The 13,600-nt window shown below is 61.3% G+C and carries 11 protein-coding genes and 1 pseudogene; 7 read left to right on the top strand and 5 right to left on the bottom strand.

What is annotated here, in order from left to right; genetic code table 11:
- The first annotated feature begins 309 nt into the window (after window positions 1–309).
- Window positions 310–2,208 carry a S9 family peptidase gene (locus B0G71_RS33085; RefSeq protein ID WP_116147164.1) on the top strand — a complete coding sequence of 633 codons (1,899 nt, stop codon included), beginning with the start codon at window positions 310–312 and terminating at the stop codon, window positions 2,206–2,208.
- Here B0G71_RS33085 and B0G71_RS33080 read toward each other — a convergent pair.
- The 3 genes from B0G71_RS33080 to B0G71_RS33070 all read right to left on the bottom strand — a co-directional run bounded on the left by B0G71_RS33080 (window position 2,197) and on the right by B0G71_RS33070 (window position 5,003).
- Window positions 2,197–2,985: an alpha/beta fold hydrolase gene (locus B0G71_RS33080; protein WP_258875713.1), complete on the bottom strand. Its 789-nt coding sequence runs from the start codon at window positions 2,983–2,985 to the stop codon at window positions 2,197–2,199. The genes B0G71_RS33085 and B0G71_RS33080 overlap by 12 nt on opposite strands.
- 102 nt (window positions 2,986–3,087) lie before the next feature.
- A complete protein-coding gene (locus B0G71_RS33075) occupies window positions 3,088–3,804 on the bottom strand; it encodes a glutathione S-transferase C-terminal domain-containing protein (protein WP_116147162.1) in 717 nt (238 codons plus the stop codon).
- Window positions 3,805–3,980: 176 nt separating this feature from the next.
- Window positions 3,981–5,003, bottom strand: a complete 1,023-nt coding sequence (locus B0G71_RS33070; protein WP_116147160.1) for an SGNH/GDSL hydrolase family protein — start codon at window positions 5,001–5,003, stop codon at window positions 3,981–3,983.
- 322 nt (window positions 5,004–5,325) lie between these two features.
- On the opposite strand from B0G71_RS33070, the pseudogene B0G71_RS42750 reads away from it, so the two are divergent.
- Window positions 5,326–5,430, top strand: a pseudogene (locus tag B0G71_RS42750) (LysR family transcriptional regulator); the annotation flags it as partial.
- Window positions 5,431–5,541: 111 nt separating this feature from the next.
- On the opposite strand, the gene B0G71_RS33060 reads toward B0G71_RS42750, so the two are convergent.
- Both B0G71_RS33060 and B0G71_RS33055 read right to left on the bottom strand, forming a co-directional pair.
- Window positions 5,542–6,126 carry a hypothetical protein gene (locus B0G71_RS33060; protein WP_116147158.1) on the bottom strand — a complete coding sequence of 195 codons (585 nt, stop codon included), beginning with the start codon at window positions 6,124–6,126 and terminating at the stop codon, window positions 5,542–5,544.
- 341 nt (window positions 6,127–6,467) lie between these two features.
- Window positions 6,468–6,857: a hypothetical protein gene (locus B0G71_RS33055; protein WP_116147156.1), complete on the bottom strand. Its 390-nt coding sequence runs from the start codon at window positions 6,855–6,857 to the stop codon at window positions 6,468–6,470.
- A gap of 464 nt (window positions 6,858–7,321) precedes the next feature.
- Here B0G71_RS33055 and oxlT point away from each other — a divergent pair, with 464 nt between their 5' ends.
- From oxlT to B0G71_RS33030, 5 genes are all read left to right on the top strand, one after another.
- On the top strand, window positions 7,322–8,653 hold the full coding sequence (gene oxlT, locus B0G71_RS33050; protein ID WP_106282701.1) for an oxalate/formate MFS antiporter: 1,332 nt from the start codon (window positions 7,322–7,324) through the stop codon (window positions 8,651–8,653).
- 64 nt (window positions 8,654–8,717) lie between these two features.
- Window positions 8,718–10,460: an oxalyl-CoA decarboxylase gene (gene oxc, locus B0G71_RS33045; protein ID WP_116147154.1), complete on the top strand. Its 1,743-nt coding sequence runs from the start codon at window positions 8,718–8,720 to the stop codon at window positions 10,458–10,460.
- Window positions 10,461–10,484: 24 nt separating this feature from the next.
- Complete coding sequence (gene frc / locus B0G71_RS33040) at window positions 10,485–11,735, top strand: formyl-CoA transferase (protein WP_106282699.1); 1,251 nt, start codon at window positions 10,485–10,487, stop codon at window positions 11,733–11,735.
- A 105-nt stretch (window positions 11,736–11,840) separates the two neighbouring features.
- On the top strand, window positions 11,841–12,272 hold the full coding sequence (locus B0G71_RS33035; RefSeq protein ID WP_116147152.1) for a PAS domain-containing protein: 432 nt from the start codon (window positions 11,841–11,843) through the stop codon (window positions 12,270–12,272).
- Window positions 12,273–12,352: 80 nt separating this feature from the next.
- Window positions 12,353–13,279, top strand: coding sequence for a LysR family transcriptional regulator (locus B0G71_RS33030; protein ID WP_116147150.1), 927 nt, complete (start codon window positions 12,353–12,355; stop codon window positions 13,277–13,279).
- Window positions 13,280–13,600: the final 321 nt, after the last annotated feature.

Raw genomic sequence — 13,600 nt, 5'->3', positions numbered from 1 at the left:
CCAACTTGGGGCGGACGGCGAGCGCACCCCTTTTTTCTGAAAGGAAATCAAAACAACGGGTTCGATGTTCCTTTTTGTTCGTTTACGTTTAAATTGGTGTTAACCATACAATCGGTCAACAACGAAGTTCACCGGCGCTTACCACATTGATAACGATTGCTTTCGTTGAGTGTTTTACTTTGCGTCAATCGTAATCTGGTTGTCAGCGTAACAGAATGGCAATCCGACCGACGAATAGCCTGTTCGCGCCGCGCGGATAGGACGCAGGTTTGACGCGCGTGGTCAAATGGGGCTTTTGAGGAGGACCGCATGAGTGCTGTCAACGATAAAGAAGCCGCTGACCGGACCGTTAAGCTCTACTCGGTACGCGACTTTTTCCGCAGGCCCGAAAAACACCAGTTCACGATTTCGCCGGATGGCCGGCATCTCTCGTTCTTGACCCGGCACGCGGGCCGCCAGAACATCTTCGTTCAGGAAGTCGGCCCCGACGGCTCACCGTCAGGGGACGCGCGGGCTTTGACCAGCGAAACCGAACGCGACGTGCCGGGCCATACCTGGAAAGGAAACGACCGCATACTGTTCGTCAAGGACTTTGGCGGCGACGAAAACTATCACGTGTTGTCCGTGCCGATTCATGGCGGCGAACCGGTCGACCTGACGCCGTTCGACGGCGTCAAGGCGAGCATCGTCGACGATCTCAGAGATGACGACCGCCATATCCTGATTCAGATGAACCGGCGCGACCCGCAGGTGTTCGACGTGTTTCGCGTCGATGTCGTCACGGGCGCCTTCACTCCGATCGCTGAAAACCCCGGGAACATCCTGGGCTGGATGACCGATCACGCTGGGAACCTGCGCGTCGCGACGGCCTCGGACGGCGTCAACACGACCTTGCTCTACCGCGATACCGAAACCGAACCGTTCCGCCCGATCCTCACGGCCGACTTTCGCGAAACGGTGTCGCCGCTGTTCTTTACCTTCGACGATCAGCGCTTGTACGTGCTCTCTAATCGAGGCCGCGACAAGACGGCCATCTTCGAGTTCGACCCGCAAACCGCGCAGGAGGGCGAACTGCTGTTCGAAGCCGAACACGTGGACGTGGGCGGCATGACCTTTTCGCAACATCGGCGCGTATTGACCGCAGCGTGGTATGTGGATGACCGTTTGCATCGGCACTTCTTCGACGAGTGGGCTCGTTCGATCCACGAAGATCTGGCTCGTCAGTTGCCCGGCCAGGAGATCGCGATCACGAGCATCACGCGCGACGAGTCGCGCGCGATCGTCCACGCTTCGAGCGACCTGTCGCCGGGCTCGATCTGGACATACGATATCGCCAGCCGTCATCTGTCCAGGCTCACTGAGCTGATGCCCTGGCTCGACCCCGCCGACATGGCGCGTATGGAACCGATCCACTTCGCCGCGCGCGATGGGTTGCGGATCAACGGCTATTTGACGTTGCCCGCGGGCATTGAACTCGGGCAAAAGCTGGAGCGCCCGCTTCCGCTGATCGTCAATCCGCACGGAGGACCATGGGCGCGCGATTCTTGGGGCTTCAACCCTGAAGCGCAATTGCTCGCTAATCGTGGGTATGCCGTCTTGCAGCTGAACTTCCGCGGATCGACGGGCTATGGACGCGCGTTCTGGGAAGCAAGCTTCGGTCAATGGGGCAAGTCGATGCAGGACGACATCGACGACGGTATCGACTGGCTCGTCGCGCAAGGTCTGGCCGACCCAGCGCGCGTGGGCATCTACGGCGCGAGCTACGGAGGCTACGCGGCGCTCGCCGGCGTCGCATTCACTCCCACGCGCTATGCGGCAGCGGTCGACTATGTCGGCGTTTCGAATCTGTTCACGTTGCTCGAATCGCTGCCGCCGTATTGGACGCCGATGCTCGACATGATGTACGAGATGATCGGCAACCCGCAAACCGAAACGGGCAAGCAGGCGTTGCACGATGCGTCGCCGCTATTCTTCGTGGATCGAATCGTGACGCCGTTATTCGTCGCGCAAGGCGCCAACGATCCGCGAGTCAAGCAAGCCGAAAGCGACCAGATCGTGAGCGCCCTGCGTGAACGTGGGATCGACGTCAAGTACATGCTCAAAGACAACGAAGGACACGGCTTCCACAACGAAGAAAACCAGTTCGAATTCTACGAGGCGATGGAGGTCTTTCTCGCGCAACATCTAGGCGGCCGTTCAGCGGCGTAGCGGGCCGACAGATTCCGCATGGGACGGCGTCGGCGCATATCCGCGTCGGCCCGCCGTGCGTCGAATACCGCGATACCAGTTGAGTCCGCCTCTGAAACCCGTGCGCGCGAACTCGCCCGCCACATAGGCGATCTCTTCGCTGGTGAGCCAGGCTGGCAGCGTCTCGGGGTCGAGCGTGTTGTCGAGAAAACCTGCGCCGGGCGCCAATATTCCGGCGACGACGCGTTCGGGCCCATCGCCCGACATGCTGAAGGTGATGCGTCGAATCGCGGCTTCGGGGTCGGCCTCGAACTCGCGCTCGGCTACACCGGGCGTCTGGAAGTACTGCATATAGAATGTTCGTATTCCTTGGCGATCCAGTGCAGTAAGCAAATCCTCCCGTGCAGGCGGATGAAACGGCACGCTCATGCCGACAACGGCACGGAACAGATCGGGCCGCAACATCGCCGAGTTCCAGGCGACCGGCGCGCCCCAATCGTGGCCGACGATCACAGCCTCGCTTTCATCGAGCACGTTGACGAGTTCGACCATATCGCCGACGAGATGCAGCATCGTGTACGAGTCCGCATCGGGCGGTGCATCGGTGCCGCCATAGCCGCGCATATCGGGTGCGACGGCGCGAAAGCCCGCGGCGGCGAGCGCCGCCAACTGGTGCCGCCAGGAGTACCAGGACTCCGGAAAACCATGACATAGGAGCACCAGCGGGCCGTCGCCCTGGGTGGCCACCCGCATGCGCAATGCGCCGACTTGCAGCGTCTCGAGGCGAAGTTCGTGCAAGGTCGGCTCCATGAGATTCAGTTTAGCGCGGCGAACAACGCCGGGTTCCGGCGATCAAGCAACCCTGATGGACCATTTTGCCTAGTGGCCTATTCGCTCACCTCAAGGGGATACGTGTGCGCGCGCCTCGATGTTAACCCGCTCATGAATGGCCTCGCAATGGCGAACCAGCGCCGGACGCGAGAGTACGTACTGCTTCAACGGCGTGTCGATCCGGTAGAAATAGATGTTGGCGACAAAGCCGTAGATCGCCGCGTCGACGGTTGTCGGCTCGGGCCCGAAAACAAATCCGTTGTCGCCGAGCAGATCCGCCACGACACGCAAATCGTCGATACCTCTCGCATAGACCTGCTCCGGCTCATACCGGCCAATGCCTTGATAGTGATAACGCAACCGGTTGTATTCGCGCGCGGCTTCGAGGTCGCTTGCGCTCACGTCCGCGTGTGTGGCGAGAATGGCGCCGCGGAAAGACGGCCAGAAGCGGTCGTCGCGCCAACGTGAAAAGCTCATCGGCCAGTACAGGTCGTCGAGCGTCCTTCGAACCAGGAAGTCGAGATTCAATTGTCCCGGCGAAAGCGCGTGGTCAATGCGCAGGTCGTACCGACGCTTCAAATGGGCGATGATTCCGTCGCTATCGCCGATCGTTGCTTCGCCATCGACCAGATATGGCAACTGTCCGCGTGGCGCGAGGCTCGTATCGAGAATGTGCCGATGCTCGAAGTCCATCCCGCAGAGACGCATGAACGCAAATACCTTGAGACCGAAAGGATTGTTATCGGCGACGCCAAACAGGTCGGGATAGGAATAGAGCGTCAGCATGAGAGACTCCTCGCCAAGGCCGTCACTCCGCGAAGAGGTCACTACTGCGGAGCGCGGAAGTGAGCGGATAAGATGCGCTCAAGCTTACTCGACTCCCGGTCGACCGTCATGTGATTGGCGTGCGATGACGGTACATGGGCATAAACGGTTTTTCTCCATGCGCTGTACGCCGTCTCTCAGTGTCCCAGACCGCTCCTGGCGATTTGCTGCTCGACGAACTGGGCAAACAGTAAGTGCAGATGCGTGGTCGGATGAAGGTCGTCGGCGAACATGTACGTCTGGTCCGCGTTGCTGGTCACGTAGGTTGGCGGCGAGCACAGCAAGGCCGTGTTGTCGGGCGTCTTCTTGGGGTCGCAGGCCTGGCCGGTGTTCGACACGGCAAAGCCATTGGCCTGGAAGTTGGTGATGATCCCGTTCAGCCACGTATAGGCATCGACCTGGATGACTTTTGCCTGCACACCTGCGGTCTGCAACGCGGTGTTCAGCGTATCGTTAAACAATTGCGATAGCTGGCTCAGGTTAGCCCCGCCATCGGACGAGGCAAGGCCGGTCGGCGAGAGCCCGACGTTTGGAAGATTGACCACCACGACGTGCGCGCCGCCGTTCTGGACGATCTGCCCGATGACTTGAGCCAGCGTGTTCGCCGCCGTTTGCACGGTCGACGCCGCGGCCGGCAACTGCCCGGCGCGAAGCACGTCGTTCGCGCCGGCCCAGACGAGCACCAGTTGATTGGCGTTGAAACTGCCATGCGCCGAGAGATAGCTGGACACCTGCTGATTGACCGGCATCTCGACGTTGCCGATCACCGCAGTCAGAAAATCGGACTGATTGGCCGGGGTCGCTACGGTAGCACCGCCTTCCGCATAACCGAGGCCGCCCTGCGCACTGAGTTTATGCGTGACGTCGATCGTATAGGCAGCCTTTAGCGTGTCGCCGTAATATTGCGCGACATCCTGAGTCCACACCTGCCCGGGATTCGTCGTGAAACGGCCGCCGCCAACCGCGCTTGCAAGCGGCGCGTAGGTTCCGACGTCGGAAAGGCTGTCGCCGAACGAGACGATTTGCAGATTAATGCCGCCGGCCGGTGTGGCGGGGCTACCGCTATTATTCGAGTCGCCACCGTGGCCGCCGCACGCGGTAAGTAGTGACAGCGCTACTGCAAAAATTGCAGCGCGTACCGTGTCATTTATTCCTCGCATTTCAGCGTCTCCCTGGCTAGCGCGAGAGCCGTTGCGACATTGCGGCTTTATCGCCGGTCGCGCTCTCCCGATAAGCACACTCTTCAAGCAATAAGCGTGCGCTATCGCGGATGACGCTGCTGCGACGTCATGCGCACGTTCGAGAATGGGAGCGACGCGAGGCATTGCAGCGCATATGGCCGCCGTCAATCGAAGGATTCCGTATCAATCCGGCGGCCAGTTGCGGCACGCCCCTCATAGCGTGTCGGGCGCATTTCGCCTGCGTAGAATCACGCATTCACTTCGAAACACGCGCTCTTACTACACGCAAAACGGATCCGAAATAGAAATCAAGTGGATCGAGGACTTCCTCGCACTTGCCCAGTATCAAAGCTTCTCGCGCGCGGCGGAGTTTCGGAACGGGAGTTGCCGCTTCTGTAGCCGACGAAGAGCTTCGTAGGCAGGACCGTCGTGCGTGTCAGTCTGGTCGAGCCGACCGACGTCCTTGCACGGCAATGCGTGGCGCTGGCGACGGCGTCCGCGCCGCCCGCTCCGGTGGTTAGCGAGCCCGGTCGATTGCGCTGACAGCCAACTCCCGCGCAAGATCCGCGTAGAGTTCGGCCCACTTCCCTGTCAAGCTGGGATCATCGGTCAGAAAAAGCGGGTGTTCGGCCCAGGCGCTGACATCCGCGCCTTTCCAGGCCATTTCGAATATCCGCAGTTCCTCGTCCTCGCTGACACCGACGTCGACCAGTTCGCCGAACGAGGCCAGGTTGGAGAGAGACACATTGTCGGCCGCGGTGCCGTGGATAGCGGCCAGCGCGCCGGCCGCGCGCTTGCGCGCATCGTCACGGCTGCCGGCAAGCAAGAACACGATGCTTTCGCCGTGCGCGTTGTTGACCACCGCCCGATACAGCGAAGTTTTGCAGCGCTGACTCAGTTGCGTGCCCATGGTTGCCCCCGGTTCCGAAAACTGTTCGTCGTTCTGCTCCGCCGCCTGCGTTGCGCTGATTTGCGTCTCCAGGCGCTGCTGCCGGCGGCGGTATCTGTCGCTGCTCCAGTACAGGTAAATACCGCACACGAGCAGGCAGGCCAGCGCGAGAATTCCGACGCCTCCAAGTATCGCCAGATCCGCATGCGCCATTTCGGGCCTCCTCAGTCTCGCGTGTGCCACGCCCGCCATTTGCGGGACTTGCGGGCACGCCATCTATCAGAATACGGCGGCCCCGCTCGACTTTTTAAACCGTCCCACGCATGAACCGCGCGCGGAGGCGAAGAAGCCGTCTGCTCGCATCGCCAGCGTGGCCATGATCTTGCGAGCGCAGGGACGTTGCTTCGAGTATCTGATGGGAATGGCTAATGATCAACAGAGCACACCTCTCTATTGACCAATCGATCGCGCTATAGGACGCTATCAGGCTGATGCCAATGCGCCGGACGACTGTCACGCCGCCCGCGCCATCTTCCGAAACTACTGCGCCGCATCTAAACCCCGGCCAGCGCCGGCAGTTCCAACTCGTACAAAACGCGTTCGCGCCAGTTGCTCATCTCTGGTTGATGACCCGCGCGGCTCTGACGCGGCACGCTTTCCACACGCCTCGGCAGCGGCGCCGGGTAACGCGCACGCTTCTTCTCAAGAATGGCCTGACTCAAGAACTCCGCGCTATACGCTTTCAACAAGTGCGCATGATGTGCTTCGATATACGCGGCGATCTGCGCCTGTTCGCCGTCGATCATGGCCAGCAACGCCAGCGTTTGCGTATCCCAACGAAAGCGCAGGCCGAGTTCATCGAAAGCGGCGTTATAGGCGCACAGTTGCGCCTGGATTTCAGCTTGGTGCGCGCTGTCGCCAGCGTCGAATTGCGAGGGGTTCATGGTCGTCTCCGTCAGGCAGGTGGCATGAACGAAGAGTAGAAGAGCGCATAAATAAACAATAGTTAAAGTTTTTTCGAAAAACGATAGTGCTTTGTTTATATATTGGTTTACCCCAAGTGGTCACAGCATCGAGATGCGCGCACCTTGGACAGCCAGCCATCGCCGGCAATCGAGCCATGGGCAAGGGCGACAGCGCATCCATTAGGAATGCCGAATGCAAACCATAAAATGTTTTAACTTTTCCTTATTGCTGTTCTCGCGCAGCATCCACTCAGACGCGCTGCACGACTCATCGCCTCTCACTCGCCGGTTTTTCGCTCCACGGGTAAGGGTTTTCGTTAGTGCAGCTCCCTCTGGCCGACCATCGGCGCCTCGCTGCCGCAAATAAAACGGCGATGAAGCGGTTCGATCACGTAAGTCCAACGCGCCATTTGAGCGCGACGGAATATACAGGAGACGGAGACATGGGACATTCCAGCGCATCGGAAAGAGGCCGCACTGCATTCACGCATCACCGCTGGGTGCAACTCGCGATCGGCATTGTGTGCATGGGACTCGTCGCGAATCTGCAATATGCGTGGACGCTGTTCGTCGTACCAATGGACAACGCCCACCACTGGGGACAAGCGGCGATCCAGACAGCGTTCACGATCTTCATCGTCACCGAAACCTGGCTTGTGCCGGTCGAAGGCTGGCTCGTCGACAAGTTCGGGCCGCGTCCCGTTGTCATTGGCGGCTCGCTGTGCGCGGCGCTCGGCTGGATCATCGACGCCCATGCAAGCAGTCTCGCCGAGCTGTACGCCGCGGCAGTCATTGCCGGGATCGGCGCGGGCTGCGTGTACGGCACCTGTGTGGGCACGGCGCTCAAATGGTTTCCGGATAAGCGCGGTCTCGCGGCGGGTTTGACCGCGGCGGGTTTCGGCGCCGGCGCGGCCGTCACCGTGATCCCGATTGCCGACATGATCCAACGCTCGGGCTACCAGCACACCTTCATGTTCTTCGGCATTTTCCAAGGCGTCTGCATTCTGCTGCTCGCCACCATGCTGATTCGGCCGAAGCCGCCCGCCAACGCTGTCGCCGCCAAGCGCATCGTTGCCAGCAAGATCGACTACACGCCAGGCGAGATGATCCGTTCGCCGCTCTTCTGGGTGCTGTATCTGATGTTCGTGTTCGTCGCAGCCGGCGGCATCATCGCGACCGCGCAGCTCGGGCCGATTGCGAAGGAATACGGCTTTGCCAAGCTGCCCGTGAATCTGATGGGCATCACGCTGCCGCTCCTCACGATGACACTGTCCATCGACAACCTGTGCAACGGTTTCACCCGTCCCTTGTGCGGCTTTCTGTCGGATCGCATCGGCCGGGAAAACACGATGTTCATGATCTTTCTCGGTGAAGGCGTCGCGCTGCTGGGACTCATGCAGTTCGGCCACAACCCGTACGCCTTCATGTTCTTCGCGGCTGCCGTGTTCCTGTGCTGGGGCGAAATCTTCTCGATCTTCCCGGCCACCTGCGCCGATACGTTCGGCAGCAAATACGCCGCCGCCAACGCGGGAACGCTGTACACCGCGAAGGGCACCGCGTCGATGCTGGTGCCGCTGGCATCGGTGCTGTCGGCGAACGGCGGATGGAGCACGGTGTTCATCTGCGCCGCCGTGGTGTCGATCGCGGCAGCCGTGTCCGCGAAATTTATCCTCGCCCCCATGAGAAAGCGCTGGATCGAAAACTCAGGCGCACCGGCCAGCGTCGTTATCGCCGAAGCACGGCTGCAGCCGTCGTCCGGCGGCTCGCCTGATTGACTGACCACGCGAGCGCCCCGCTCGCGACACACCACACTACGCCCCGCCAACAAGGAGAGATGTCATGGCAGAAGCCGACCAGCCCACAACAGACAACACGTCGACACAACAGGCGACCGAGACGACCGACGGATTCCATCTCGTCATCGACGCGCTGAAACTGAACGACATCGACACCATCTTTGGCCTGGTCGGCATCCCGATCACCGACCTGGCGCGTCTTGCCCAGGCGGAAGGCATGCGGTTCATCGGCTTTCGCCATGAACAGCACGCGGGCAATGCGGCGGCCGTTTCCGGTTACATGACGAAGAAGCCGGGCATCTGTCTGACGGTGTCGGCACCGGGCTTTCTGAACGGACTGACCGCCCTCGCCAATGCAACCACCAACTGCTTCCCGATGATCCTGATCAGCGGCTCGAGCGAGCGCGAAATCGTCGATCTGCAGCAAGGCGATTACGAAGAGATGGATCAGTTGAATGCAGCCAAGCCGTACGCGAAGGCCGCTTATCGCGTGCTGCATGCGGAAGATATCGGCATCGGCGTGGCACGCGCGATCCGCGCCGCGGTGTCGGGCCGCCCTGGCGGCGTCTATCTGGACCTGCCCGCCAAGCTGCTCGCGCAAACCATGGACGCCGTGAAAGCGCAGCAATCGCTGGTGCGCGTGATCGACGCGGCGCCGCGTCAATTGCCCGCGCCGGAATCGGTCAAGCGCGCCATCGATGTGCTGAAGAGCGCCAAGCGTCCGCTGATCCTGCTCGGCAAAGGCGCGGCGTACGCGCAGGCCGACGCGGAGATTCGCGGCTTCGTCGAACAAAGCGGCATTCCGTATCTGCCGATGTCGATGGCCAAGGGCCTGCTGCCCGATACACATGAGCAATCGGCGTCGGCGGCGCGTTCGTTCGTGCTGCAGGAAGCCGACGTCGTCGTGCTGATCGGTGCGCGTCTGAACTGGCTGCTCTCGCACGGCAAGGGCAAGACGTGGGGCGCGGAGCCGAAGAAGTTCGTCCAGGTCGACATCTCGCCGACGGAAATCGACAGCAATGTCGCGATCGCCGCGCCGGTGATCGGCGATATCGGTTCGTGCGTGGCGGCGCTGCGTGAAGGCCTCGATGCGAGCTACAAGAAGCCGGACACCGAATGGACCGGCGCGATCGCGGAGCGCAAGAACAAGAATCTCGCCAAGATGGCCGCGACGCTCGACAAGAACCCGTCGCCGATGAATTTCCACAGCGCGTTGCGCGCGATCCGCGACGTGCTGAAAACACGGCCGGACATCAACGTCGTCAACGAAGGCGCGAACACGCTCGACTACGCGCGCAGCATCATCGACATGTACGAGCCGCGCAAACGCTTCGACTCGGGCACGTGGGGAATCATGGGCATCGGCATGGGCTTCGCGATCGGCGCGGCGGTGACGAGCGGCAAACCAGTCGTCGCGATCGAGGGCGACAGCGCGTTCGGCTTCAGCGGCATGGAACTCGAAACCATCTGCCGTTATGACTTGCCGGTTTGCACCATCGTCTTCAACAACAACGGCGTGTATCGCGGCACCGACGTGAACCCGACCGGCGGCAAAGATGTCGCGCCGACCGTGTTCGTGAAGAACGCGCGCTACGACAAGATGATCGAGGCATTCGGCGGCGTCGGCTATCACGCGACCACGCCGGAGGAACTGACGAAGGCGCTGCTCGAATCGATCGCCTCGGGCAAACCGAGTCTGATCAACGCCGTCATCGACGAAGCGGCCGGCACCGAAAGCGGCCGCTTGACCAATCTGAATCCGCAAAGCGCGGCAATGAAAAAGTAGTCTGGGTAACCACGGAGATTCAACATGACCAAACCTCTCGAAGGCATCAGAATCATCGACTTCACCCATGTTCAAGCGGGGCCCGCTTGCACACAGTTGCTCGCCTGGTTCGGCGCGGACGTCATCAAGGTCGAGCGGCCGGGTTCCGGCGACGTGACGCGCAACCAGTTACGCGATATCCCTGATGCCGACGCGCTGTACTTCACGATGCTCAACAGCAACAAGAAGTCGCTCACCCTGGACACGAAGAAACCCGAAGGCAAGGAGGTGCTCGAAAAGCTGATCCGCGAGTCGGACGTGCTGGTCGAGAATTTCGGCCCGGGCGCGTTGGACCGGATGGGTTTTTCGTGGGAACGCCTGAACGAACTCAACCCGAAGATGATCGTCGCTTCGGTGAAGGGCTTCAGCGACGGCCACCACTACGACGACCTGAAAGTCTACGAAAACGTCGCGCAATGCGCGGGCGGCGCGGCCTCCACCACCGGCTTCTGGGACGGCCCGCCGACCATCAGCGCGGCCGCCCTCGGCGACAGCAACACTGGCATGCATCTGGCCATCGGCATTCTGACGGCCCTGCTGGGACGCGACAAAACCGGCAAGGGCCAGAAGGTCGCGGTGTCGATGCAGGACAGCGTGCTGAACCTGTGTCGCGTGAAACTGCGCGATCAACAGCGGCTGGAACGCGTCGGCTACCTGGAAGAATATCCGCAGTATCCGCACGGCGAATTCAGCGACGTCGTGCCGCGCGGCGGCAATGCGGGCGGCGGCGGCCAGCCGGGTTGGGTGCTCAAGTGCAAGGGCTGGGAAACGGATCCGAACGCGTACATCTATTTCACGATCCAGGGCCATGCGTGGGAGCCGATCTGCAAGGCGCTCGGCAAGCCGGAGTGGATTGACGACCCGGCCTACAAGACCGCGGAAGCACGTCAACCGCATATCTTCGACATCTTCAACACGATTGAAGGCTGGCTCGCCGACAAGACCAAGTTCGAAGCGGTCGACATCCTGCGCAAGTTCGACATTCCGTGCGCGCCGGTGCTGACCATGAAGGAACTGGCGAACGATCCGTCGTTGCGTGCGAGCGGCACGATTGTCGAAGTGCCGCACAAGAAGCGCGGGTCGTATCTGACCGTCGGCAGCCCGATCAAGTTTTCGGATCTGAAGCCGGAAGTCACCGCCTCGCCGCTGCTGGGCGAACACACCGAAGAAGTGCTCGCGAGCCTCGGCTACAGCAAGCAGGACATCTTCAACCTGCGCGAAGTGAAAGCGGTTTAATGGTGCTACGCAAGGCCGGGTATCAGCCCGGCCTTGCCGATGCGGCGTGCTGGCGGCGCCGTATTCTATTGAGCATTCGTGTTTTTCAGATCGAGGGGGAGCGCCATGCAAAACGCCATCGACTTCCAGCAACTTGCCAACGCAATCGGCGACGCGATCATCATTTCCGACGCCCACGGCAGCATCACATTCTGGAACCCGGCGGCTGAACGCATGTTCGGCTTCACGCAAAGCGAGGCGCTCGGCAATTCGCTAGACCTGATCATCCCGGAGCGTCTGCGCGGCCGGCACTGGGACGGCTATCACAAGACCATGGCGACCGGCGAAACCCGCTATGGCAACGACGTGCTGCGCGTCCCCGCCGTGCACAAGGACGGACGCTCGCTGTCGATCGCCTTTACGGTCGCGTTGCTGCATTCGCCGCAGAACGAACTCACCGGCATCGTCGCCGTGATTCGCGACGAGACCAGCCGCTTCCAGGAGGATCGCCTGCTGCGCAAGCGGCTTGCGGAACTGGAGGCGTCCGCCGGCGCGTGAGCGCCCCTGCTTCGCTCCCTTTCGGTCCATCGCTGTAGACTCTGCCAGATCGCGTTTTCAATCACACCGGATCAGGCAACATGGACCGCATCGACGCAATGAAGGTGTTCGTCGCCACGCTCGACGAAGGCAGCCTGGCGGGCGCAAGCCGTCGACTCGGCCGCTCGCCCGCCGCGGTTAGCCGCGCTATTGCGTTCCTCGAAGAGCACGTCGGCACGGCCTTGCTGCATCGCACGACGCGCACCATCAAGCTGAGCGAAGCCGGCGAACGCTATGCCGCCGCCTGCCGCCGCATTCTCACCGATCTCGAAGAGGCCGACCTGCTGATCGCCGGCGAGCGCTCCGCGCCGCGCGGGCTGCTCACGATCACCGCGCCGGTGGCCGCCGGCCAGGACATGCTGCAGCCGATCATCGACGACTTCGTCGACCGCTATCCGGCTGTGTCGGTCCGCCTGAATATGCTCGATCGTCCAGTGAGCCTTATCGACGAAGGGATGGATCTGGCGTTGCGCATCGCTCACCTGCCCGATTCGACGCTGGTGGCAATTCCGGTCGGCGAAGTGCGGCGGGTCGTTGCCGCGTCGCCTCGCTACCTGGCGAAACACCCTCCCATTACCGAACCTTCCGATCTGGCCCAGCATCAGATCATCTCCATGACTCACTTCGGCCTGGACTCGTGGAGCTTTCCGCCGCCGAACGGTTCGACGATTCCGCGCGTGGTGCAGTTCACGCCTCGCTTTATCGTCAACAGTATTCAGGCGGCCGTGGCCTCGGCGGTCGCGGGGCACGGCGTCACTCGCATGTTTTCCTATCACGTCGCCGAACAGGTCAAGGAAAGCACGCTGAAGATCGTCCTGAGCGACAACGAACCCGCCCCGCTGCCCGTCCACTTGCTGACGCCGCACGGGCGCCTTGCCGTGCCCAAAGTGCGCGCATTCGTCGATTTCGCGACGCCGCGTCTGCGCAAGCATTTCACGCAGTCCGAGCGGATTACCACTCGAAATTGAATCGTTTCGCGGAAGAATGTCTGCCGTGCCGCGTGGATTCTCTCTTCAATCGGTTCAATCTAGACTTACCTCCATCGAGATCACCTGGCGCAAGCCGTCGGCCATTCCGGTAATTCACTGATACGACCGACGTGACGCTCGACTCGGCAATCTTCGCCACGGACACACATCCGCACATGGACGGCGGCCCCAGCGTGGGCGCTCCAGGCATTGTTTGTCGCATTGCGAGGCATTGCGGTGCAGTTCGCGATCCTCATGAGAGGCATTGCGAGCAGTGACCTTCGTACCTTTCGTGTCGAATCGGCCAGCAAGACGAGTCGG

It is taken from the genome of Paraburkholderia sp. BL27I4N3, assembly GCF_003386115.1.
GTDB lineage: Bacteria > Pseudomonadota > Gammaproteobacteria > Burkholderiales > Burkholderiaceae > Paraburkholderia.
Note: the sequence above shows the minus strand (reverse complement) of the source record. Positions and strands in the feature narration are given on the sequence as shown.